Here is a 21,915-nt window from a genome sequence, read left to right as displayed (position 1 = left end):
GTCAGCGCAGGTAGACGCGCGGGTTCCCGGCCTTCAGCCAGGTGCGGAAGGCGGCTCTGGCCGCCGCCGGATCGTGCCCGGCGGCGGTGAGCGCCCGGAGCACCTCGGGGTCGTCGAAGAGTTTGATCATTTGTTCCCCCACGGCGGGCAACTCCCCGACGGAGTCCGGGTGGTACAGGTAGAGCAGGTCGGTGTAACGGCTCGGGGCGTGGGTGACGAGGTCGTTGACCAGCTGCTCGCGGAGGAACCGGGCCGGTCCGGTCAGGTTGGTCTTGACCTCGACGCTGACCCGGCCGCCGGGCAGCTCGGCGATGATGTCCACCACCCGGCCGGGACGCGGCCGCTGGAACTCCAGCGCGGTCGCGCCGAAGTCCCGCACCAGCGACCGCCCGGCGAGGAGCTCGCCCATGGTGCCCTGGAAGAGGTTCTCGGTGCCCCGCTCCACGAGGAGCTTCGCCAGCGGGTGCTCCAGGCCGTCGAGCTGCCGGCTTCCCAGCCGCTCGGTCAGGTCGCCGACCACGTCCAGCAGGTCGGTCCGGCCGGCGGCGGGGAACCGCCAGACCTCGCGCCAGTCGTAGACCTCGCGGGCCCGCCGGGCGATCTCCTCCGCGCCGGAGAGCTGCCGGTCGGTCAGTTCGTCCAGGCGCACGGCGAGTTGCTCGCGGTCGGCGATCAGCGTCGCGGCCATGGCGTGGTCGCCGGTCCGCTGCGCGTCGGCGGCCTCCTCGGCGAGTTCGCTCAGCTCGGCGAGCAACTGCCGTCGCCCGCCCGCCCGCAGCCGGGCGACGGTGGCCTCTGTGGCCTGCCGGAGCCGGCCCGCGAGCTCCTCGAAGGCGGCTGCCTCCCCGGCGGCGAGCCGGTCGAGCAGCCGCTGGTAGGCGGCGGGGTCGGGCAGCTCGCCCCGCCGCAGCTCCAGCGCGCGCAGCAGGGCCTCGACCGCTTCGGCGTCGTGGCCGCGGTTCAACAGCGCGAAGTAGACGTCGCCGCCCGCCTCGGCGATCAGCGCCAGGGCGCGCGGCCGCTCGGCGAGGGCGGACAGGGCCGCGGGCCCGAGCTGACGGAGCCGGCCGGCGCCGAGCCGGCCCACCGCGCGCGACCACGCCTCCAGGGACCGCGGCGCCACCCCGCCCACCAGCGTGCGCATGGTCGGACGGTCGAAACCGGTCTCCAGCAGCCGGGCCAGCGCCGAGGTCATCTCCTCGGTGACCCCGCCGATGTCCTCCGCCTGCCGCTCGAAGCGCCGGGCCAGCGACAGCGCGTCGGCCAGCCGTTCCACCTCGGGCAGCGCGTCGTGCTTCCTGGCGAGTCGGCGCAGCACCGCCGGGGCGGCGTCGGCCGGGACGTCCAACCGCTCGGCGAGCCGGGTCAGTTCGGCGAGGTGCTGCTGCGGCAGCAGGCGCAGCGCCTGCGCCGCCGCGTCCAGGTCGCGCAGCTCGGCGAGCCGGGCCAGCGCCGACACCATCCGGTCCAGGCGGCTGAGTTCGCCGGCCACCTCGGAGGCCTTGCCGAGCCGCCGCAGCGAGCCGAGGACCCGCAGCAGGGCCGCCAGCCGCTCGGTCAGCTCGGCGCCGCCGAGCGCCTCCTTCAGCTCGCCGAGGCCGACGAACCAGCTGAGGACCTCCACCACCAGCGCGGTCTCCAGGGTCCGGCCGAGGTCGCCGCCGATCCGCGCGCCGCCGCCCGCACCGCCGAGCACCGCGCCGGTGCGCCCGCCGTACGGGGTGCCCAGCTGTTCGGCGTACTCCAGCCCCGCCAGCGCGACCAGGATCGCCTTCCCGGCCTGCTCGCACAGCGTCTGCAGGACGGCCGCGGCCTTCGGGTCGCCGAGGAGCGCCCGCTCGACCAGCAGTTTGAACTCGACCAGGTGGGCGATGCCCTCGATCAGCTGGGTGGGGGAGTGGGTGAACAGGTCGACCAGTGCGTCGACGGTCGAACGCACCCACAGGCTCAGCCCGTTGGCGACGTTGCGGAGCACGTTCAGCGCGTCCGGGTCCTGACCCGTGCCGTCCTGGGGCCGCACGCCCAGCTCGTCCAGCAGCGTCAGCAGGTAGTCGGTGTTCAGCCGGCGGTGGGGCCGGAGCTTGCCGAGGGCGGTCAGGAACTCCACCACCGAGCCGTCCAGGGTGGTGAACAGCCGCTCGTAGGCGCCGCGTTGGCGCAGCAGGGCGGCCATCGCCTCCAGCTCGGTCTGGGTGCGGCCGGAGAGCAGCAGCTCGACCACGGCCTTCTTCTGCCGTTCGTTCGGCCACAGCAGGTCGGACAGCGCGACCAGGTAGCCGACCCGCTGCTCCAGCGGCATCCAGGCGAAGACGTGCCGGTCCATGGTGACGATGTGTTCGAGCATCGCCTCCTGGTCCAGGCCGGGCTGGGCGGCGCCGCCGCCTCCCTCGGCGACCAGCCGGCCGGCGGCGACGCGGGCCGCGACCGCCGGGTCGACCCGCTGGGCGGCTGGGGTGCGGGCCAGTTCGCGCCGGACCGCGACCGGCGTCCAGTGCACGCCGCGGTCCAGGTCGAAGACCCAGCGGCCGTCCGCGGTGACGGTCACCACCACGCGGTAGTCGGTGAGCACCAGCACCTTGCCGCGCTCGGTGACCTCCACGCCCGGCAGGCCGTCGGCGGGCGCGGCGGGCGGCGCGGCGCGGCCGAACTGCCGCATCAGCAGCGGCTCGTCGAGCGGCACCATGACGAACCGGTCGGCGGCGTGCTCCCCGCCGCCGCGCTCCAGCACGGCGAACCCGTGCGCGCCGTACAGGTACGTGCCCCACTGGACGGCGCGGGCGAGCGAGGCCGAGGTGAGGTACGGGTCGGTGCCGGTGCGCACCCACTCGTCGACGGCCAGTCTGATCAGCGGCAGGGTCGGGAACCGGTCGCGGCTCAGCACGTCGCCGAGCGGCAGCTGCTCGCCGGGCCCGGCGGCGGGCCGGACCGGGACGGCCACCGGGGCGCCGCTGCCGTCCGCGTAGCCGGGCATGGTCCACCAGCGGCCGTCGGCGGCGGGACCCCACGGTGCGTCATCCGCCGCTCCAGGAGCGGCAGTTGAGGAGTGCGGTGCGGTCCGGTCGGCCAGCGCGCGGCGGACGCCCGCGGTGACGGCCGCCTCCACGGCCCGGCGGGTCGGTTCCGGGCAGCCGCCGTTCCAGCGGACCGTCACCGGGGCGGGCGGGGCGCTCACTCGGTCACTCCCGGGGTGGCCCGCAGGCCGAACTTGACCTGCACGGTCTCCCGGTTGCTGTTCGGGTTGTGCATCTCGAAGGTGAGGTTGTCGGCGTCGATGGCCTTGCGGTAGTTCTCGCCGAGGGCCTTCTCCAGGTTGTGGTCGAGGCTGACCCGGCGCTCCTGCACCCCGATGTCGGCGGCCCGCGGCAGGCCGAGGCCGGGCGGCGCGTCCGCCACGTCGATCAGCGGCGCGCGGCCCTTGTCGGGGAACGAGAACCCGGCGTCCCGCAGGTAGGTCGTCGCCCCGGTGTCGGCCTTGGCCTGGATCCAGAACTCGTCGCGGACCTTGCCGTACAGGTCGAACATCTCCTGCCGGGTGGCGTTCTCCAGCGAGCGGGTGCCGACCACCTTGGCCCGGGCCCGTTCCCAGACCGGGCCGAGCGGGGTGCGGTCGAGCCGCTGCCCGAGCACCCGGCGGGCCCGCTCCAGCGCCTGCCGCCGGGTCTCGCCGGTGCGGCGCACCAGGTTCTCGATGTCGAGCCGGGTGCGCTTGTTGACCGGCACCCGGACCTCGTCGACGGTCGGCCGGGCGCCGCCGGTGGCGGACGGCCGGGTGGCCCGCTGCTCCTCGACGGCGGCGACCAGCTGGTCGACCTCCTCGGCGAGGAAGTACTTGTCGGCGGCCTTCTGACCGGCCCGCCCGGCCTCGCCCGACAGCACGCTCTCCGCCGCCCCGGCCCGCAGCTCCCGGGCGGTGGCCTGGTCGGTCAGGCCCATGGTGGTGAACAACTCCTTGAGTTCGTTCAGCTTTCCGGCGTCCCGCACCGACCGCCCGGCCTTGACCTCCCGGGCCGCCTCGTCCAGCGCGCGCAGCCCGTTCGACCCGGGCTTGAGCCCGGACAGGGCGCGGAAGGTCGCGTCGGCCTCGCGGGCGGAGAGCCGGTAGTCGCGGACCATGGTCTCCACCGTGACCGCCGCCCGGCCCATCTTGAACACCTTCCCGGCGGCGGGCAGCAGCACCGAGGCGCCGAGGATCGCCCGGTCCGTGGTGCTCAGCTCGTGGCCGAACAGGTCGTAGCCGAAGGCCGCCTCGCCCGCCGCGACGATCGAGCCGACCACCGGGATGAAGCTCACCGCCGTCTCGATCGCGGTCTGCCAGAGCGGGATGTCCTCGGGCGGGATGTCGTAGCGCTCGGCCTCCGGGTACGCCTGGGCGATCAGGTAGGCGTCGAACTCCTCGGGGTGGGCGCGGAGGAAGTCCCGGAAGTCCGCCTCGGCGCTGGTCGCCGTGAAGGACTTCTCGTGCATCCGGGCGATCTCCTCGTGCAGGAACTCACGGGCGATCAGGTCGCGGACGGCCTTCTCCCGCTCCGACTCCCACACCAGCCAGCCGACCCGGTTCTTGCGGTCCTCCACGGTGTACGGCTCGCGGACCTTCCAGACCCGCTTCTCCAGGAACGCGATCACCTGGTCGAGCTTGCGGCCGGCGCCGTCCGGGTCCCACGTCGCCGCCTTGTCGAGGGCGGTCTCCCGCGCCTTGCGCAGCTTGTCCGCCACCTCCTCGCGGACCTTCGTGCCGAGCTGCCGCACGTACAGCCGGGCCCAGGTCGCGCCCGGGTCGTGGCGGCCGAGGTCGGCGTCGCTCTGCCGGTCCAGCCAGGACAGGTAGTCGCCGAGCGCGGCGGTCACCGCGGCCTGCTCGGTCGCCGGGAGCGAGCGCGAGGTGCGCTGCATCACCGCGGCCAGCTCCAGGAACCGGGTCCGGACCGAGGGCGCGGCCGGGGTGGCGGTCTCCTTCAGCGCGGCGGACCACAGGTCCGGGCCGGTCTGCCGGAGGAACTCCGGTGTGCCGTAGTGCTTCTCGATCCAGGCGTGGTACCGCACGAAGGCACCCTGGGCGAGCTCGTCGTCCAGCCGGACGCCCGTGAGGTAGCCGAAGAGTTCGCGCCGCTTGTCGAACTGGGCCTGGTCCGCGGCGCTGCGGCGCACCGGGTGCGAGTCGTACCACAGCAGCCCGCGGGTGGGACCCTGCCGCGGGGCCCAGCGCGGCCCGCGGACCACCACCGCCACCCGGACCGCGGGGTCCCGGTAGATCAGCCCGTCCAGGTAGGCGCGGACGATCCGGTCCGGCAGCTCCGCCGGCAGCAGGCCGGTGACGGGCAGCGGCCGTTCCAGCATCGGGAGCGTCAGCCCGGCGGCGGTGAGCGGGTAGTCCCGGGAGACGTCGTCCTGCCGCCTGCCGCCGAGCCGGACCTCCACCCGCACCGTGTCACCGGGCATCAGCCAGCCGGAGTTGGGGTCGAGCTTCTGCTGGAGGTCGATCAGGTCGTCGTCGGCGTCGGACGGCAGCTGCTCCCCGAGCACCGCGAGCTTGCCGCTGTACCGCAGGGCCTGCACCACCGCGACCACGTCCTCCGGTGCGAGCCGGCGCAGCACCCGCAGCGCCTCGCGGGCCTCGGCGTCGGTGATCGCCCAGTCGGTCAGGTTGCGGGAGAGCAGTTCGCCGATCCGCTGCAGCGCGGCCTGCTGCGCCTGCGGCCCGGTGGCGGGGCGGGCGACGGGGAGCCGGACCTGACGGGGCGGGCCCTGGTAGGACGTCAGGCGGTAGCCGCCGGAGGGGAGGTCGAGGGCCGACTCGTAGCGCTCCGACGGGGCCTGCACGGCGCCCGTCCGGTGGCCGGTCGGGCCGTGCTGGGCGAGCGCGCGTTCGGCCTGCGCCAACCGGCGGGCGACCAGCCGGGCCACGGCCGCCTCCAGCCGCTCCAGGTCCGCCGCCGTCGGGGTGCCGACCAGCCGCAGCCGGATCGGCACCCGCACCTCGACCTCCGTCATCGCTCCCTCACCCTCCCCCTTGCCGCCGCAGCGCCACGTCCAGCTCGTCGAACACGTACCGCGCCACCGCGTCGAGCTGGGCGCCCGTCAGCTCGCCGACCACCTCGACCTCCACCGGGAAGTTCCACACCACCCGGGGGGCCGCGCCCGGCCCGGCGGCGGAGGACAGGACCGCCTCGCTGCCGGGCGCGGGCACGATGTACTCGCCCTCGTGGACCAGGGCGATCCCGGTCCGTTCGACCCGGCCGCCGGCCTCGAAGGCCGGCAGCACCAACAGGCCCTCGCCGCCCTCGGGTTCACCGCCGCCCGGGTCGGGCGTCGTCACGACTCGACGCCGGGCGCCAGCGACATGCAGGTGAAGCTGGCGCTCGGGGCGCCGTCGATCACCACGTTGCTCGGGTTGGCGGAGGTGATCACGCAGCGGCTGAACTTGAGTGCCTTGAAGGCCCAGTCGGTGCCCTTCTTCTCCGCCACCGTGATCTCGAACTCCTTGCCCTTCACGGCGAGTTCGGTCAGGTCGGCGACCGCGGTGCCGATCGCCTGCACGGTCATGGTGAAGGTGAAGGTCTGCGGCTGGCGCACGTAGCCCAGGTTGTCCGACTCGATCGAGTGGATGACCGTGTGCGGCACGTTGAAGGTCGGGGTGAACTGCGAGATCGGCGCGACCACGGAGTTGCCGAGGCGGATCTCCAGCCGGGTGTTCCAGTCGGGCATGCCCGCTCCTAGGTGAAGTTGAGGGTCAGTGCGATGCGGTGGATCGCACCGGCGTAGTCGACCGACACCAGGACCTCGGCGAGCCGCTGGGTCTGGGCGTTCTGGATGACCGCCAGCTGTGCGGGGGTGAGCGCCGCCGGGTCGGCGTCGAGCAGGTCGAGCACCGGGACGTCGATCGCGTAGCCCTCGATCACCTCGCCGCGCACCAGCGGGTCGAGGACCGCCTCCAGCTGCACCACCAGCGCGCGCAGCCCGGAGCGGCTGATCCGCAGGCTGCCGACCGCCTGGATCAGCCGCGCCTTCAACTTGAAGGAGACGTCGTCCACGGTGCGCTGCACGTCGACGAACTTCATCCCGGCCGGGTTCCCGGTGTACCCCTCGCCGAGGTACACGCCGCTGCCGGGCAGCAGCGCCGGGTGGACCAGCCAGTTGACCCCGTTGCCCTTCGGCGGGTCGCCGAACTGCTCGGACTGGTTGATCTTGTTGATGTCGGCGACGCTGAACGGCGCGCTGTTGATCATGACCTGCTTGAGCAGCACCGAGACGTGCGGCGGATAGCCGGCGACGGTGCCGGCCACCGCCGCCGCGGCGTCCTCGTCGCTGCGGTGCGCGATGTAGATCATCCGGTCGCTGGCCAGCGTGCCGGCCACCGGCGCCGGATCGGCCGAGTCCTTGGCCAGCATGGCCACGCCCATCCGCTCCCGGCCCTCGCCGCCGTGGTCGGAGACGGCGGTGACGTGCGCGGCGAGCCGGGTGACGGCCCCGTTGGCCGCGCCGGAGTTGGCGTCGAGCGGGGTCGCGGCCAGCACCACGAACTGGACGTCCAGGTCCTCGATCGCGGTCAGCGCGGCGGTCGGGTCGGCGACCGACCCGGTCGCGCCGCCGTTCACCTTCACGCCGAACACCTGGGCCGGCCCCGGGCTCTGCCCGAACAGCGTGACCAGCGCGGCGGTCAGCGAGGAGTTGGCCTTCTGCTTGGTCGGGTCCGCCGGGTCGGGAACCGTCGCCGGGCCGAACTCGGCGGCGGCCCCGGACGGACTGGTCACCGGCACCACCTTGCCGTCGGTCCCCGACGCGGCGGTCCCGATGACGGCGACGTTCCCGGTGGCGCGCACCACCGGGGAGAACATCTCCACATTCGATTTGACGTTGATGTACCGGACGGCCATCGTCTTCCCTTCACCTCATCCCCGCTCGTCGGGGGGCACGGTCAGTGGAACTTGTCCTGGAGCTTGCGGCGCAGCGCCTCCTGCTCCGCGAGCGTCATCGCCGGGGCGGCGGGCGGGCGGCCGTCCGCGGCCCGGTCGGCGGTCGTCCCGGGGGCGTCGTCCCGGTCGGTCGCGGCCGCTTCGGCGGGATCGGGCTGGGGCACGGTGGTCTCCTCGACTGGCGTGGGGGCGGCGGGAATTCGGACAAGCGAAGGGGCGGGCCGGGCTACGGCGGCACGGGGACGGCGAGGACGTCCCGCGCGGCGAAGAAGGCCAGCAGATCGGCCTCGGCGACGCCGCTCGCGGCCACCGCCGCGGCCGGGAACACCAGCACCGGCGCCACCCGGCACCGGGACTCCAGCCCGTCCGGCTCGCGGCGGGCGGGCAGGCTCCGCTCGGCCAGGTCGCGGACCAGCTGGGCGGCCCGCAGCGCTTCGGTGACCTCCACCGACTCCCGTACCAGCACGGCCAGTTCGAGCGGCACCCGGCGCTGGTTGGCGGGGTCGGCCGGGTCGAAGGGCGGCGCGGCGGCGAGCCGGATCTCGCCGAGCAGGTGGCGGTAGGCGCGCCGCAACTCGTCGACCGTCTCGATGTGGTGGCGCGCCAGGTAGCCGGCCAGGTCGAAGTACCGGAACTTCGCCTGGAACTCGGCGAGGGTGTGGTACTCCCCGATGTCGTTCAGCACCACCGACTCGATGGCGCCCGGGTCGAGTTCGAGCACCAGGGTGGCGGACAGCCGCAGCATCAGGTCCACCCACTCGGGCGGCGCGGCGGCGTCCCGCCCCTCGTACAGCACCTCGGTGCGCTCGTGCGCCGGGGAGGTGCGGATCCAGCTACCGGACAGCAGGCGGGGGCGGAACAGCGGCCGCTGGAACTCGGCCTCGGCGACCTCCAGCTTCGCCACCTCGTGCACGGCGGCGGCCGGCAACCCGTAGAGGGTGCCGGCGAGTTGGCGGACCCGGGCGAGCCCCGTCGGGCCGGCGGGCAGCAGCAGACCGGGCAGCCCGCCGGGCGCGTCGAGCCGCAGCATCAGGGCGTCGGTGAAGCTGCTCACCGCCCACCGCCGTGGTACGCCATGGAGTGCGCCCTTCGCCCGCGAACGTCCGCCCCGCGCCAGGGCGGAGCCGCCGACGCGCTGCGCGCCGACCGTTCGTGGACGCTACGCCAGGCGGTGTCAACGGAGCGTCACCGCGGCGTCACCGCGGCGGCGAGGTCTGCAGGCGCCCCTGCAGCGTGCTCGACAACTGCGCGACGCAGGCGGCGAGCTGTTCGGTCGTCAGCTGCGCCGGGTCGCCGCCGCAGCCCGCCACCGGTGCGCCGTTCGGCGGTGCGGCGGTCGGCGGCGCGGCGGTCGGGGAGCCGCTGGGTGCGGGCGCCGGCGAGGGCTGGCCGCCGGGCGGGGTGATGCTGCCGCGCAGCGCGACCAGGTTGGGCGTCACCGTGGCATCGCCCGACAGGTCGATGTAGTCCTGGGTCTGCCCGTTGAAGTCCACGAAGCCGCGCCACATGTCCTTGCCGAACGGGACGATCTCCTGCAGCGCGCCGCCCGACCCGGTGCTGATGGTGATCGAGGTCTGCTGCGCCATGTACGAGACCATCCGGCTGGCCAGCACGTCGAGGTTGACCGACGGGCTGTCGTCGCCGCGCACGTACACGTGCAGGTCGTTGAGTCCGTTGCCGACCCGGTCGGCCTGCAGGACCGCGAACGCCACCACGAGTTGCGAGGAGCTCTCCCGCGGTACCAGCGGCGTCACGTAGTACAGGTGGCCGTCGGCCTTCGAACGGAGCAGGAACTCACCGGGGTTGGCGGCGTTGGTGGCGGCCGAGGTGTGCGCGTAGCCGAAGCCGCGGTCGTCCTTCGCGCCGCGTCCGCCGAGCCACTGCACCTCCTGGATCTGCGCCCGGACCATCGAGGCCGGGTACACCGCGCCGGGCAGCTCGCCCGGCGCCACCTCGGCCCGGTAGGTGACGGACGGACGGCCGTCCGCGGAGCCGCGCAGCACCAGCACGCCGGCCGGCTCCAGCACCGTGCGCTGCTGCCAGGCGATCTGCCGCGCCACCGAGACCACCACCACCGGCTGGGCGGTGCGGGTGTCGGAGCCGTCGCAGTAGCCCCAGATGTCCTGGTCGCTGTAGACCAGGCCCGGGAACCGCTCGGCGAGCAGGTTGCGCAGGCTGGCCGCGCCCGTCCCGGCGAAGGCCCGGTCGAAGGCGTGGTCGCCGCGGAACGCGCAGGTGGCGACGGAGTTCGACCGGCCGTCCCAGACCGCGACGCCCTCCATCGGCTGCTCGTCGGAGCCGTCCAGGACCGCCGTCCACACCCCGCCGCCCTGCGAGGCGTCCGGCAGGTAGTGCAGGCTGTGGCCCATCAGGTGGACCCCGGAGGTCAGGCCCGCGCTGTCGGTGAGGGCCTTGGTCGCCGCGGCGTAGGAGGCGGTGCGCGCGTCGAAGTCGAAGTCCGGCATCGGCGCGGTCTTCACGCAGGACGGCACGTCCGCGGTGCCCACCAGGTCGCAGCGGCTGCCGTCGCCCGCCCGGCTGTGCTCGGTCACCGGCAGCACCGAACGCGGCGTGGCCGCGCCGCCGGCCGGCACGTCGAGCACCGTCGCCGCGGCGTAGAAGCGGCCCGCGTCCTTGTCGTCGTCCCACAGGCCGGTGCCCGCCCGCACCAGCGAGCCGACCACCGCCAGCAGCACGACCGCCGTGGTCAGCCGCATCGGCCAGCCGTCGAAGCCGGCCCCGGAGTCGTCCGCGACGTACCAGACCGCGAAGAGCGTGCCGCACAGCCCCACCGCGACCCAGAACCAGAACAGCGGCGCCGCGTCCCACACCCCGCCGTGCGGGAGGAACTGGCGCTCCATCAGCAGCCGGTAGCTCTGGTCCTGCTGCCCGAACCCGCCGAACAGCAGGTGCTTGACCATCCACACCAGCAGCGCGAGCAGCGGCATCCACAGCCACCACACGGCCAGCCCGGCCGCCGCCCGCCGCAGCGGCCCCCGCCACGCCCGACGCTCCGTCATGCGCCCCCCTCGGTCCCGAGCCCCCGTTCCTCCGACCATCCTCCCACCGGCCCCCGACACGCCGGGGGCCGGACTGAAGGATCATCAGAAGTGCTTCCCGGAGCGGAGGTTCAGTCCAGGTGGAAGACCTCCGTCAGCGGAGCCATCGCCTGGTCCGCCGCCGCGCCGTCGAGGTCCTCGAAGTAGCGGGCCATCTCGGCCTGCCAACGGGCGTTGACCTCGGTGGCGGCCATCGCCGCGCGGGCGCGGTCGAAGTCCTCGGTCTCCAGGTACCCGACCAGCAGGCCGTCGGGGCGCAGGAACAGCGAGTAGTTCGTCCAGCCGGTGGCGCGCAGGGCGTCCAGCATCTCGGGCCACACCCGGGCGTGGCGTTCGCGGTACTCGTCGGCGAGTTCGGGCCTCACCCGGAGCAGGAAGCAGATCCGGCGCTTCGTCATGAGACACCGATCCCCGCCAGCTGCATGTAGTACACGCCGAACTGGTCCGCGGTGAGCGTGGTGCCGGTGACCTTCACGTACCGCGCGGTGGTCGCCGCGAACGCGAAGGTCAGGCCGCCGGCCCCGGGGCGCGGGTACGAGCTCCTCGACACCACGGTGGTCCAGTTGGTGCCGTCCGGCGACGTCTGGATCGTGAAGGCCGACGGGAAGCCCAGCCCCGTGTTGGGCGCGTCGTCGCGCGGGTACAGCGTGACCTGGCTGATCCGCGACGGGCCGCCCAGGTTGACCTGGGCCCACTGGGTGGTGTTCGGCGAGCCGGACCCGGCGCTGCTCCAGCCCGAGGAGTTCCACAGGTCGGTGTGGTGCGCCCCGTTGGTGAGGTTGGCGGTCAGCCAGCCCTCGTTGGGGTACTCGACCGAGCTGGAGGTGGCCGCGGTGCGGCCCGGCGCCAGGTCCCCGCCGACGGCCTCGATCTCGGCGAACTGCATGTGGTAGTTGCCGAACTGGTCGGTGCTCAGGTTCGTCCCGGTCACCTTCACGTAGCGCGCGTTGACCGCGGCGAACGGGAAGGTCTGCGGGGTGGCGCCCGGCCGCGGGTACCCGGTCTGGGTGCTGACGGTGGTCCAGTTGGCGCCGTCGGTCGAGGTCTGCACGGTGAAGTCGACCGGGAAGCCCTGTCCGGCGTTGGCGCCGTCACTGCGCGGGAAGAGGTCGATCCGGCTCAGCGACCGGGTCGAGCCCAGATCCAGCCGCACCCACTCGGTGTGGTTGGACCCGATGCTGCCGGAGCTGCTCCACCCCGCCGCGTTCGCCACCGTCGTCCGCTGCCCGTCGACCGCGGAGCGGATGCCCCAGCCGTCGGCCTCGTAGGAGCTGGAGGCCGTGACGGCGGAGCTCTCGGCCGGATCCACCGAGGTCGGCACGACCCGCGCGTTCCAGAAGTTGGCGCTGGCGCCGCCGGTGACCAGGCCGACGGCGCCGGCCGTGAACGCCTGGTCCGTGACCGTCAGCACGGGCGCCTGGCCGGTCCCGGAGTACACCGTCAGGGTGCCGCCGCGGGCGACCACGCGCAGGTGGGTGCGCTGCCCCGACACGTACCCGGGCACCGAGGCCGAGCCGATCGCCGTGCCGCTGCGGTAGACGAACACCTGCCCGTTGTCCCGCTGGGCGACCAGGTAGCCGGAGTCCAGGTCGGTGCCGTTGGCCGAACGGACCATCAGCCCGGCCCAGTTGGTGCTGCCGCCGGACGGGCTCACCGCGGTGATCTGCAGGTCCACGGCGGCCGACACGTCGCTGTAGCCCCGCCCGCGGAGGTAGGAGACGTCCCCCCAGTTCGCCGACGCGTCGGACTGCGCGTACGTGCCGCCGCCGGTCGACCAGCTGCCGTGGGTGTGGGTCCAGAAGTGGTCGCCGCCGCTGAAGTCGTCCGTGAACGGCAGCGTCAGGTCGCCCGCGGCCGCCGCCAGTTCGTCGAGCAGCTGCTTGTGCCGCCCCTCGACGTTCCAGCCGGAGGTGTCGTAGACGCTCGGGTTGGTGACCAGCGTCTCTGCCAGTGTGCGCGCCGCCTGTGGTTTGACCGCGGCCAGCTGCTGCAGCAGTTCGAAGTCCTGCAGGCCGGCGGTCTGGGCCTCGCTGCGCAGGCTGTCGTAGATCCCGTAGCCCGCCTTGTTCGGGTAGACCAGCCAGTGGTCGCCGGTCTGCGGCGTGTTGAAGGTGTCGGCGCCCGGGTACGGCGGGTTGAAGTCGTCGTGCCAGTAGTTCCAGCCCCAGTGCAGGTAGCCGTCGCCGCCGATCTTCCAGGTCAGCCACGGGAGCAGCCGGGTCCCGCTCAGGTAGTTGCTGGTGAAGCGGTTCATGTAGGTGCCCTGCGGCAGGATGCAGGTGTAGAGCCACAGGTCCTTCCCGCCGATCCGGTAGTTCTGGTACAGCGCCACGTTCGCGTCGTAGTTGGACGAGAGCGGCGTCTGCGTCGACAGGTGCGCGGCGTCCCCGGTGAACGTGGTCAGCTGCGCCTCGTTGGTCCGCGGGTTCGGGAAGTACTGCTCGTAGAGGGAGTAGAACCAGTTGGCGGCCGTGGCCTGGGGTGCGCTGGTGGGCTCGTCCAGGGCGCTCATGTAGAAGTTGTTCGTCCAGCCCTTGGCGTCCAGGTGCGCCTTGAGCGCCGGGAAGAACTGGTTCAGCCAGCCGTTGGTGTCCGGACAGCCGTTGGCCGGGCCGGAGTTGGGCTGGCAGAGCACGTGCTTGACCGGGCCGCTCACGCCGTTGGCGGCGACCAGGGTGTCGAGCTGCGGCGCGGAGTCGGGGGGCTCCAGCAGGGTCGGGGTGTAGAGGTACTGCATGGCCCCGGCGTTGACGAACAGGTTCACGAACCGGTCGAAGGTGGACCAGTCGAAGGTGAAGTGGCCGCCGGCGTCGACGGTGGTGTTCGGGATCAGCAGGGCCACGGCGTCGGCGTAGATGACGTTGTTGCGGTGCCGCGCCATGTTCGCCGCGATGTTGGTCTCGACGGTCCACCAGTTGGCGTCGTACATCTGCACGTTGTACTCGGCCGGGATCGCCGCCTCGGTGCCCGAGTAGTCCCAGCCCGCCGAGGTGAACCAGTTGTTCATCTTGAACGTGGACTGCGAGGTCGGCGGGATCGTCACGCCGTAGACCGTCACCGACACCGGCACCGTGACGGCGCCCAGGCTGCTGTTCACCGTGGCGCTGCCGGTGTAGACCCCGGGCGCCTGACCGGCCGGGACGTACACCTGGTAGTAGGCGGCGTAGGTGGTGTTCGCCGCGACCGAGCGCGGGGAGTTGTCCATCAGCGCGTCGTAGTACGCGATCCCGCCGTCCGGCGGGTTCTGCACGTTGCCGGCCTTCTGGATGTTCGGATGGTTGTACTCGTAGCGCGTGGTGATGTTCGCCGCGGGGATGGACGCGCCGCCGGGGCCGCTGAGCGCGCCGGCCGTGACCGACACCCCGCTCTGCGCGGACCCGGAGCGCACCAGGATCTGCGCGGCCTCGTAGCCGCCCCGCGCCGCGTACAGCTCGATCGCGGTCGGCGCCCAGCCGGGCGGAGTGGTCGAGGTGAAGGGCCGGTCGGTGGCGTCCAGGATCCAGACGGTCGGACCGCCGGCGGCACCGGCCCGGGGCGCGGTCAGCGTGGCCAGCGGGGCGACGGACAGGGCCAGACTCACCAGGAGACGCAAGGATCTGCGGCGGCGCGTGCGCATGGAAACCCTCCGAACTCTGAGAAATGGCTTCGAGAGCCGAACAGGACTTGTTTCCAAACCTGTTCGAGCCGCCCGCAATTGGTTTGCGGCGCGGCTTTCGGTCGACGCGTGGCCTCGCTGCTCCGGAGTCCTGTAGACGGGCGTGCAGGCAGCTCACAGCGATGACAGCGAGGTCAGGGATGACACGAGAGGGTCAGCTGCTGGTCGCGCGGCCGCATCGGAAATATGCGATCCCGGCCACCTGACGGCCGGCACGTTACCCTTCGGTGAATGGAGTATTTCCAGGGACTGCGGCCCGCAACCGTTCCAATTTCACCGATACTTGACCGATCGTCACGAAGCGGGCGACGGAGGTGACGCGTCGTCCATGCCGTGCACCGGTCAGCTGAGCCCCACGCGGGCGGCGGCGGCGTCCCAAGCGCGGCTGTCGCCGCCGGGCTCGTAGCGCCGCACCTGCTGGGTGCGGGTCACCAGGCGGCGCATCGCGTGCCGGTCCTCGACCAGGCCGCGGGCGCGGGCCTGCACGAGGACGTTGCCGATCGCGGTGGCCTCGGTGGGGCCGGCGACGACGGGCAGGCCGGTGGCGTCCGCGGTGAGCCGGCACAGCAGGGAGTTGCGGCTGCCGCCGCCGACCAGGTGCACGGTGCGGATGGTCCGTCCGGTCAACCGGGCGGCCTGGCGCAGGACGTGACGGTGCGCCAGGGCGAGGCTCTCCAGGATGCACCGGACGACGGCGCCCTGGTCCGCGGGCGGGCGCTGGCCGGTGCGGACGCAGTGCTCGGCGATCCGGGCCGGCAGGTCGCCGGGGGCGAGGAACGCGGGGTCGTCGGGGTCGACCAGCGCGGCGAACGGGCGGGCGGCGGCGGCCCGTTCGAGCAGCTCGGGCAGCTGGTGGCGCTCGCCGCGGGCGCGCCAGGTGCGCTGGCTCTCGCTCAGCAGCCACAGGCCCATCACGTTGCGCAGGTAGCGGATGGTGCCGTCGATGCCGAGTTCGTTGGTGAAGTTGGCGGCGCGCGAGGCCTCGGTGAGGACCGGCGCGTCGAGTTCGAGGCCGGCCAGCGACCAGGTGCCGCACGAGATGTACGCGAAGTCGGCGCCGGCGGCGGGGACGGCGGCGACGGCGGACGCGGTGTCGTGCGAGGCGACCGCGACGACGGGGGTGTCCGGGCGCAGGCCGGTGGCGGCGGCGACGTGCGGCAGCACGGTGCCCGCGTGGTCGCCGGGGCGGCGCAGCGCGGGCAGCAGCGAACGGTCGAGGCCGAGGGCGGCGAGCACGAGCGTGGACCAGTGGCCGGTGCGGGCGTCGTAGAGGCCGGTGGTGGAGGCGTTGGTCGCCTCGGCGCCGATGCTGCCGGTGAGCCAGTGGGTGATCAGGTCGGGCACGAGCAGCAGGGTGCGGGCACGCTCCAGGCGCTTCTCGGCGGCGAGTTGGAAGACCGTGTTGAACGGCAGGTGCTGGAGGCCGGTGATCCGGTAGAGGTCGTGGGCGGGGAGGCGGCGCCAGACGTCCTCGACGGCGGCGGCGCCGCGCGGGTCGCGGTAGTGGAAGGGGTTGCCGAGCAGCGCGCCGTCGGCGTCCAGCAGCCCGTAGTCGACGGCCCAGCCGTCGATGCCGACGGAGGCGACGCCTCCGCGCGCGGCGGCCTCGCGCAGGCCGTCGAGGACGCCCTGGTACAGGCCCAGCGCGTTCCAGTGCAGCCCGTCGGGGAGTTGGGCGGGGACGTTGTCGAAGCGGTGGGTCTCGGTGAGCTCGAGGCGGTCGGGGCCGACCAGGCCGACGACCACCCGTCCGCTGGTGGCGCCGAGGTCCGCCGCGGCGAAGGCGGTCGGGGTGCGGGGGGTGTGCGAGGTATGGGGGTTCACGGCGGTGTCCTCGGTGGGGGCGGGGGCTGCCGGTGGGGTGCGGGGGCTGCTGGCGGGGCCTGGCTGCCGGAGGGGTGCGGGTTCAGCGCAGGAAGGCCCCGGCGACGCCGGCGTCGACGGGGATGTGGAGGCCGGTGGTGTGGGTGAGGTCGCCGCCGGTGAGGGCGAAGACGGCGGCGGCGACGTGCTCGGGCAGGACCTCGCGCTTGAGCAGGGTGCGCTGGGCGTAGAACTCGCCGAGCTTCGCCTCCTCGATGCCGTACGTGGCGGCGCGCTGGGCACCCCAACCGCCGGCGAAGATGCCCGAGCCGCGCACCACGCCGTCCGGGTTCACCCCGTTGACGCGAATCTCGTGCTCGCCCAACTCGACCGCGAGCAGCCGGACTTGATGGGCCTGGTCGGCCTTGGCCGCGGAGTAGGCGAGGTTGTTCGGCCCGGCCAGGACGGCGTTCTTGGAGGCGATGTAGACGAGGTCGCCGCCCAGCCCCTGCCGGATCATGGTGCGGGCGGCCTCGCGGGAGACCAGGAAGGAACCGCGGGCCATGATGGCGTGCTGCCGGTCCCAGTCCGCGGCGGTGGTCTCCAGCAGCGGCTTGGAGATGGAGATGCCCGCGTTGTTCACCACCAGGTCGACGCCGCCGAAGGCGAGGGCCGCGGCGGCGAAGGCCGCCGCGATCTGCGGTTCGGAGGTGACGTCGACGGTCACCGCCACGGCCCGGTCCGGGCCGCCGAGTTCGTCGGCGACGGCCTGCGCGGTGGCGGAGTTGACGTCGGCGACGACGACGCAGGCCCCCTCGGCGGCCAGCCGGTGCGCGATGGCCCGGCCGATGCCGGAGCCGGCGCCGGTGACCAGGGCGACCCGGGCGGCCAGCGGCCTGGGCGCGGGCATCCGCCGCAGCTTCGCCTCCTCCAACGCCCAGTACTCGATCCGGAACTTCTCGCGCTCCTCGATCGGGGCATAGGTCGAGACGGCCTCGGCGCCGCGCATCACGTTGATCGCATTGAGGTAGAACTCGCCGGCGACCCGGGCGGTCTGCTTGTCCCGCCCGAAGGAGAACATGCCCACGCCCGGGACCAGCACGATCGCCGGGTCGGCCCCGCGCATCGCGGGGGAGTCGGCGGTGGCGTGCCGGTGGTAGTAGGCGGCGTACCCGGTGCGGTAGTCGGCGTGCAGCTCCCGCAGGCGGGCTTCGACCTGCTCCAGCGGCGCGTCGGCGGGCAGGTCGAGGACCAGCGGGGCGACCTTGGTGCGCAGGAAGTGGTCGGGGCAGGAGGTGCCGAGGGCGGCCAGGCGCGGGTGCTCGGCGCGGGCGAGGAAGTCCAACACCGGTGCGGCGTCGGTGAAATGGCCGACCTGCGGGTGGTCGGTCGAGGCCAGGCCGCGGATCAGCGGGGCGAGCGCGGCGGCCCGCTCCCGGCGCTCCGCCTCCGGAAGCGCGCCGTAGCCCGCCAGCTCAGGGCCGAACGGCTCGGCCTTGCCGCGCGCGGCGAGGAAGGCCTCGGCGGTGCGGATGACGTACAGCGCGTTGGCCTCGCACTCCTCGCTGCTCGCGCCCCAGGCGGTGATGCCGTGGCCGCCCAGGACGCAGCCGACCGCCCGCGGGTTGGCGCGCTTGATCTCGGCGATGTCCAGGCCGAGTTGGAAGCCGGGGCGACGCCAGGGCACCCACACCACGCGGTCGCCGAAGCACTCGGCGGTGAGCTTCTCGCCGTCGGCGGCGGTGGCCAGCGCGATGCCGGAGTCGGGGTGCAGGTGGTCCACGTGCGCGGCGTCGACCAGGCCGTGCATCGCGGTGTCGATGGACGGCGCGGCGCCGCCCGCGCCGTGCAGGCAGTAGTCGAACGCGGCGACCATCTCGTCCTCGCGCTCCACGCCCGGGTAGCTCCCCGCGAGAGCGCGCAGCCGGTCCAGCCGCAGCACGGCCAGGCCCGGCCCGGTGAGGGTGCCGAGGTCGCCGCCGGAGCCCTTCACCCACATCAGCTCGACGTCCTGCCCGGTGACCGGGTCGGTCGCGGTCCCCTTGGCGGAGGTGTTGCCGCCGGCGTAGTTGGTGTTGCGCGGATCCGATCCGAGCCGGTGGGAACGGGCGAGGAGGGCGGCGACGGCGGGGTGCTGGGCCATGGCGGGAGCAGCTTCCTTTGTCTGGTGGCGGTGGCGCTCTGGGGGATTCCAGCGGTGTGCGAGGGGCGGCGGTCAGGCGCCCCAGCCGGCCTGCTCCCCGCCGACGCGCTCGGCGACGACCTTCTCCGCCCAGCCCGTGGCCCGGTACGCCGCGAGCGGGTTCGGGTCGAGCCCGGCCTCCGCGCGGACCTCGGCCAGCAGCGGACGGACGTCGGTGGCGTAGGCGTCCATCAGCACCTCGTTGGCGGCGAGCACGTCGCCCGCCCGCTGAGCCTCCGTCAGGGCGGCGGTGTCGACCAGCAGGGCCTTGGCGGTGGCCTCCTGAACGTTCATCACCGAGCGGATGATCGCCGGGATCTTCGCCTCGATGTTGTGGCACTGGTCGAGCATGAACGCGACGCCGGTCTCCGCGGCCAGGCCGCCGTTGGCGACCACCTCGCGCAGGATGCGGAACAGCTGGAACGGATCGGCGGCGCCGACCATCAGGTCGTCGTCCGCGTAGAAGCGGGAGTTGAAGTCGAAGCCGCCGAGCTTCCCCTCGCGGAGCAGGAACGCGACGATGAACTCGATGTTGGTGCCGGGCGCGTGGTGGCCGGTGTCGACGACCACCGTGGCCCTGGGCCCGAGCCGCAGGCAGTGCGCGTACGCGGTGCCCCAGTCCGGGACGTCCATGGTGTAGAAGGCGGGCTCGAAGAGCTTGTACTCCAGCAGGATCCGCTGGTCGTCGCCGAGCCGCCGGTAGACCTCCGCCAGGGCGTCGGCGAGGCGCTGCTGGCGCGCCGAGATGTCGTCCTGGCCCGGGTAGTTGGTGCCGTCGGAGAACCACAGCTTGAGGTCGCGCGAGCCGGTGGCGTCCATGATGTCGACGCACTCCAGCAGGTGGTCGACGGCCTTGCGGCGCACCCGCGGATCCGGGTTGGTGACCGAGCCGAGCTTGTAGTCGTCGTCCTGGAAGACGTTCGAGTTGATCGCACCGATCTCCAGCCCGAGCGCGCGGGCGTGGTCGGACAGGGCGCCGTAGTCGTCCACCCGGTCCCACGGGATGTGCAGCGACACCTTCGGGGCGACGCCGGTCGCCGCGTGCACCTGGGCGGCGTCCGCGAGCTTCTCGAACGGGTCGCGCGGCACGCCGGGCTGGGCGAAGACCTTGAAGCGGGTGCCCGAGTTCCCGTAGCCCCACGACGGGGTCTCGATGCGCTGCGCCCGCAGGGCGTCCTTCACGGCGGATCGATCGGTCACCGGAGCACCTCCCACGATGTGAATCGTTTCAACCCGACGGTAGGTGCGCCGGTCGGAAGGCGTCAAGGTGTCGGTGCAAGGGCGTGGCGGGCTGGCGTAGCCTGAGCCGTGAGCGACCACAGAGGTCGGTGAAACTTTTCAACCCGGACTTCAACCTGGTGGACTTCAACCCGGGCTTCAACCCGGACTTCGACCGGGACTTCAACCGGGACTTCAATCGGGACGGGGTGACGGCTTCGGACATGGGCGGCGCGGCGGGAATCAAGGACGTGGCGCGGGCGGCCGGCGTGTCGGTGGGCACCGTCTCCAACGTGATCAACCGGCCGGAGCTGGTCGGCGAGGAGACCCGGGCCAGGGTCCGGGCCGCGATCGACCTGCTCGGCTACGTGCGCAGCGAGTCGGCGCGGCAGCTGCGCTCCGGCAGCAGCCGGATCATCGGCCTGCTGGTGCTCGACCTGGGCAACCCGTTCTTCGTCTCGGTGGCGCGCGGCGCGGAGAGCGCGGCGCGGGCGGAGGGCCTGCGCGTCATGGTCTGCAACAGCGCGCAGCGGCTCGCCGACGAGGCCGACTACCTCGCGCTGTTCGCGGAGCAACGGGTGCGCGGCGTGCTGCTCACGCCCGCCGACACGGCGGGCTCGGGGGCGGCGGCGCTGCGCCGCGGCGGCGTGCCCTTCGTGCTGGTGGACCGGCTGGCGCAGGGCGTGGAGGCGTGCTCGGTCTCGGTGGACGACGTCCGGGGCGGCTCGCTCGCCGTCGCCCACTTGCTGACGGGCGGTCACCGGCGGATCGCGTTCGCGGGCGGCCACCACCCGCTGCAACAGGTCGCCGACCGGCGCAGCGGCGCGCGGGCCGCGCTGGCCGGGAGCGGCGCCGAGCTGGCGGACCTGGAGGTGGACGGGCTGGACGTGGCGGCGGGCCGCGACGCGGGCGCCCGGCTGCTCGGGATGCAGCCCCGGCCGACCGCGGTGTTCTGCGCGAACGACCTGCTGGCCCTCGGGATGCTGCAGGCGGCGTTCGCCGCGGGCCTGCGGGTGCCGGAGGACCTCGCGATCGTCGGCTACGACGACATCGAGTTCGCCGCGGCCGCCGCCGTCCCCCTGACCTCGGTCCGCCAGCCCGCCGAGGCGATGGGCCGCACCGCCGTCGAGATGCTCGCACAGGAGACCGGCCCGAACGCCGCGGCCCACCGCCACCGCCAGGTGGTCTTCGAACCCGAGCTGGTGGTACGACGCTCGACCCTGCGCGTGTCGGCAACGCCGGCGCAATGAGTTGCTTCTCGAATAATTCGGGTGGTATTCGCCGATTTTCCATCCATCGGGATATTCTTCACCGACATTGCTCTCTTGACAGGGCATTGTGGCGGTGTCACGCTGACTGCGCCTTGTTCGCTGTCATCAATCAGGGGGAAATCATGCGGAAGAAGGTGCTGGCTCGCGTTGCCGCGCTGCTCGCAGTGCCGGCGATAGTCATGGGTATTTCCGAACCGGCAAACGCATTCGGCGGGAACAGCCTGCAGCAGTTCGCATCGCAGAACTGCATGGACTCCGGGTCGCCGGGTCTGCACATGCAGGCCTGCAACAGCGGTTCGTACCAGGTGTGGAACGTCGAGACGTACGGGAACGGTGCCTGGCAGTTCTGGAGCGGTGCATATTCCAACCAGTGTCTCGACAGCCCCAAGGCGGGAAGTCTCCGACTGTTCCCGTGCAACAACGGAAGCTACCAGCAATGGATGCCGCAGGCCATCAACGGCGGCGCCCACGGCACCAGCTATCGGCAGCTCAAGAACGTCGCCACCGGCCAATGCCTCGACGGCAACGGAAAGTCCCTCTACGTGCAGGACTGCAACTCGGGCCTCTACCAGCTGTGGGGGCGATACTAAAGCTTGTTGCAGAATCCGGTGAGCGGATAGGCCGAGGTGTGCTCTGACCTGATGTTTCATGCCGTTCGGGCGAGGTTGTGGATGTGGGCGACGGCCTGCACCGCGTGATGCAGGCTGTCGCCTTTCTGTCGGCAGTCGCGGAGGATCTTGTAGTTCTTCATGCGTGCGAACGTGCGCTCGACGTGGGCGCGGACCCGTGGGTGTTCGGCGTTGTCCTCCTCCTGGAC

Annotated in this window: 15 protein-coding genes and 1 pseudogene; 2 read left to right on the top strand and 14 right to left on the bottom strand. The window is 72.9% G+C overall.

Going from position 1 to position 21,915, the window contains the following annotated elements; all coding sequences use genetic code 11:
- Nucleotide 1: 1 nt before the first annotated feature.
- From ACWD4U_RS24995 to rhaI, 13 genes are all read right to left on the bottom strand, one after another.
- A complete protein-coding gene (locus tag ACWD4U_RS24995; protein WP_363456959.1) occupies nt 2-3,172 on the bottom strand; it encodes a hypothetical protein in 3,171 nt (1,056 codons plus the stop codon).
- Nucleotides 3,169-5,988, bottom strand: a complete 2,820-nt coding sequence (locus ACWD4U_RS24990) for a pre-toxin TG domain-containing protein (RefSeq protein ID WP_363456962.1) — start codon at nt 5,986-5,988, stop codon at nt 3,169-3,171. The genes ACWD4U_RS24995 and ACWD4U_RS24990 overlap by 4 nt, the downstream gene beginning before the upstream one ends.
- 7 nt (nt 5,989-5,995) lie before the next feature.
- Nucleotides 5,996-6,313 (bottom strand): hypothetical protein, encoded by a 318-nt coding sequence (locus ACWD4U_RS24985; RefSeq protein ID WP_363456965.1) that lies wholly within the window; start codon nt 6,311-6,313, stop codon nt 5,996-5,998.
- A complete protein-coding gene (locus ACWD4U_RS24980) occupies nt 6,310-6,702 on the bottom strand; it encodes a hypothetical protein (RefSeq protein ID WP_363456968.1) in 393 nt (130 codons plus the stop codon). The genes ACWD4U_RS24985 and ACWD4U_RS24980 overlap by 4 nt, the downstream gene beginning before the upstream one ends.
- An 8-nt stretch (nt 6,703-6,710) precedes the next feature.
- Nucleotides 6,711-7,871: a hypothetical protein gene (locus ACWD4U_RS24975; RefSeq protein ID WP_363456970.1), complete on the bottom strand. Its 1,161-nt coding sequence runs from the start codon at nt 7,869-7,871 to the stop codon at nt 6,711-6,713.
- A gap of 41 nt (nt 7,872-7,912) precedes the next feature.
- On the bottom strand, nt 7,913-8,074 hold the full coding sequence (locus tag ACWD4U_RS24970; protein ID WP_363456973.1) for a hypothetical protein: 162 nt from the start codon (nt 8,072-8,074) through the stop codon (nt 7,913-7,915).
- A 62-nt stretch (nt 8,075-8,136) separates the two neighbouring features.
- Nucleotides 8,137-8,964, bottom strand: coding sequence for a hypothetical protein (locus ACWD4U_RS24965; RefSeq protein WP_363456976.1), 828 nt, complete (start codon nt 8,962-8,964; stop codon nt 8,137-8,139).
- Between the two features lie 142 nt (nt 8,965-9,106).
- On the bottom strand, nt 9,107-10,930 hold the full coding sequence (locus tag ACWD4U_RS24960) for a hypothetical protein (protein ID WP_363456978.1): 1,824 nt from the start codon (nt 10,928-10,930) through the stop codon (nt 9,107-9,109).
- Nucleotides 10,931-11,040: 110 nt separating this feature from the next.
- Nucleotides 11,041-11,367 (bottom strand): L-rhamnose mutarotase, encoded by a 327-nt coding sequence (locus ACWD4U_RS24955; RefSeq protein WP_363456981.1) that lies wholly within the window; start codon nt 11,365-11,367, stop codon nt 11,041-11,043.
- Complete coding sequence (locus ACWD4U_RS24950) at nt 11,364-14,549, bottom strand: discoidin domain-containing protein (RefSeq protein WP_363456983.1); 3,186 nt, start codon at nt 14,547-14,549, stop codon at nt 11,364-11,366. Before ACWD4U_RS24950 ends, ACWD4U_RS24955 begins: the two co-directional genes overlap by 4 nt.
- Before the next feature lie 417 nt (nt 14,550-14,966).
- Nucleotides 14,967-16,448 carry a rhamnulokinase gene (locus ACWD4U_RS24945; RefSeq protein WP_363456986.1) on the bottom strand — a complete coding sequence of 494 codons (1,482 nt, stop codon included), beginning with the start codon at nt 16,446-16,448 and terminating at the stop codon, nt 14,967-14,969.
- A gap of 82 nt (nt 16,449-16,530) precedes the next feature.
- Entirely contained in the window at nt 16,531-18,570 is a 2,040-nt protein-coding gene (locus tag ACWD4U_RS24940; RefSeq protein WP_363456989.1) for a bifunctional aldolase/short-chain dehydrogenase, read from the bottom strand.
- 72 nt (nt 18,571-18,642) lie between these two features.
- Nucleotides 18,643-19,809, bottom strand: coding sequence for an L-rhamnose isomerase (rhaI, locus tag ACWD4U_RS24935; RefSeq protein ID WP_363456992.1), 1,167 nt, complete (start codon nt 19,807-19,809; stop codon nt 18,643-18,645).
- A 242-nt stretch (nt 19,810-20,051) separates the two neighbouring features.
- Between rhaI and ACWD4U_RS24930 the strand changes: the two genes are divergently transcribed.
- Both ACWD4U_RS24930 and ACWD4U_RS24925 read left to right on the top strand, forming a co-directional pair.
- The gene (locus ACWD4U_RS24930; protein WP_363457013.1) at nt 20,052-21,077 is read left to right on the top strand and encodes a LacI family DNA-binding transcriptional regulator; all 1,026 of its coding nucleotides are present in this window, start codon (nt 20,052-20,054) and stop codon (nt 21,075-21,077) included.
- Nucleotides 21,078-21,190: 113 nt separating this feature from the next.
- Nucleotides 21,191-21,688, top strand: a complete 498-nt coding sequence (locus ACWD4U_RS24925; RefSeq protein ID WP_363456995.1) for an RICIN domain-containing protein — start codon at nt 21,191-21,193, stop codon at nt 21,686-21,688.
- Between the two features lie 56 nt (nt 21,689-21,744).
- Here the strand turns inward: ACWD4U_RS24925 and ACWD4U_RS24920 are convergent.
- Nucleotides 21,745-21,912 (bottom strand): annotated as a pseudogene (locus ACWD4U_RS24920) (transposase family protein); the annotation flags it as partial.
- Nucleotides 21,913-21,915 lie beyond the last annotated feature (3 nt).

The organism is Kitasatospora sp. NPDC002522 (assembly GCF_053595195.1).
This window is presented reverse-complemented; position numbering and strand designations above follow the sequence as displayed.

Coding starts and splice junctions, on each gene's coding strand:
- ACWD4U_RS24990 (WP_363456962.1), bottom strand. CDS start 5,988: ATGACGGAGGTCGAGGTGCGGGTGCCGATCCGGCTGCGGCTGGTCGGC.
- ACWD4U_RS24980 (WP_363456968.1), bottom strand. CDS start 6,702: ATGCCCGACTGGAACACCCGGCTGGAGATCCGCCTCGGCAACTCCGTG.
- ACWD4U_RS24975 (WP_363456970.1), bottom strand. CDS start 7,871: ATGGCCGTCCGGTACATCAACGTCAAATCGAATGTGGAGATGTTCTCC.
- ACWD4U_RS24960 (WP_363456978.1), bottom strand. CDS start 10,930: ATGACGGAGCGTCGGGCGTGGCGGGGGCCGCTGCGGCGGGCGGCGGCC.
- ACWD4U_RS24955 (WP_363456981.1), bottom strand. CDS start 11,367: ATGACGAAGCGCCGGATCTGCTTCCTGCTCCGGGTGAGGCCCGAACTC.
- ACWD4U_RS24940 (WP_363456989.1), bottom strand. CDS start 18,570: ATGGCCCAGCACCCCGCCGTCGCCGCCCTCCTCGCCCGTTCCCACCGG.
- ACWD4U_RS24930 (WP_363457013.1), top strand. CDS start 20,052: ATGGGCGGCGCGGCGGGAATCAAGGACGTGGCGCGGGCGGCCGGCGTG.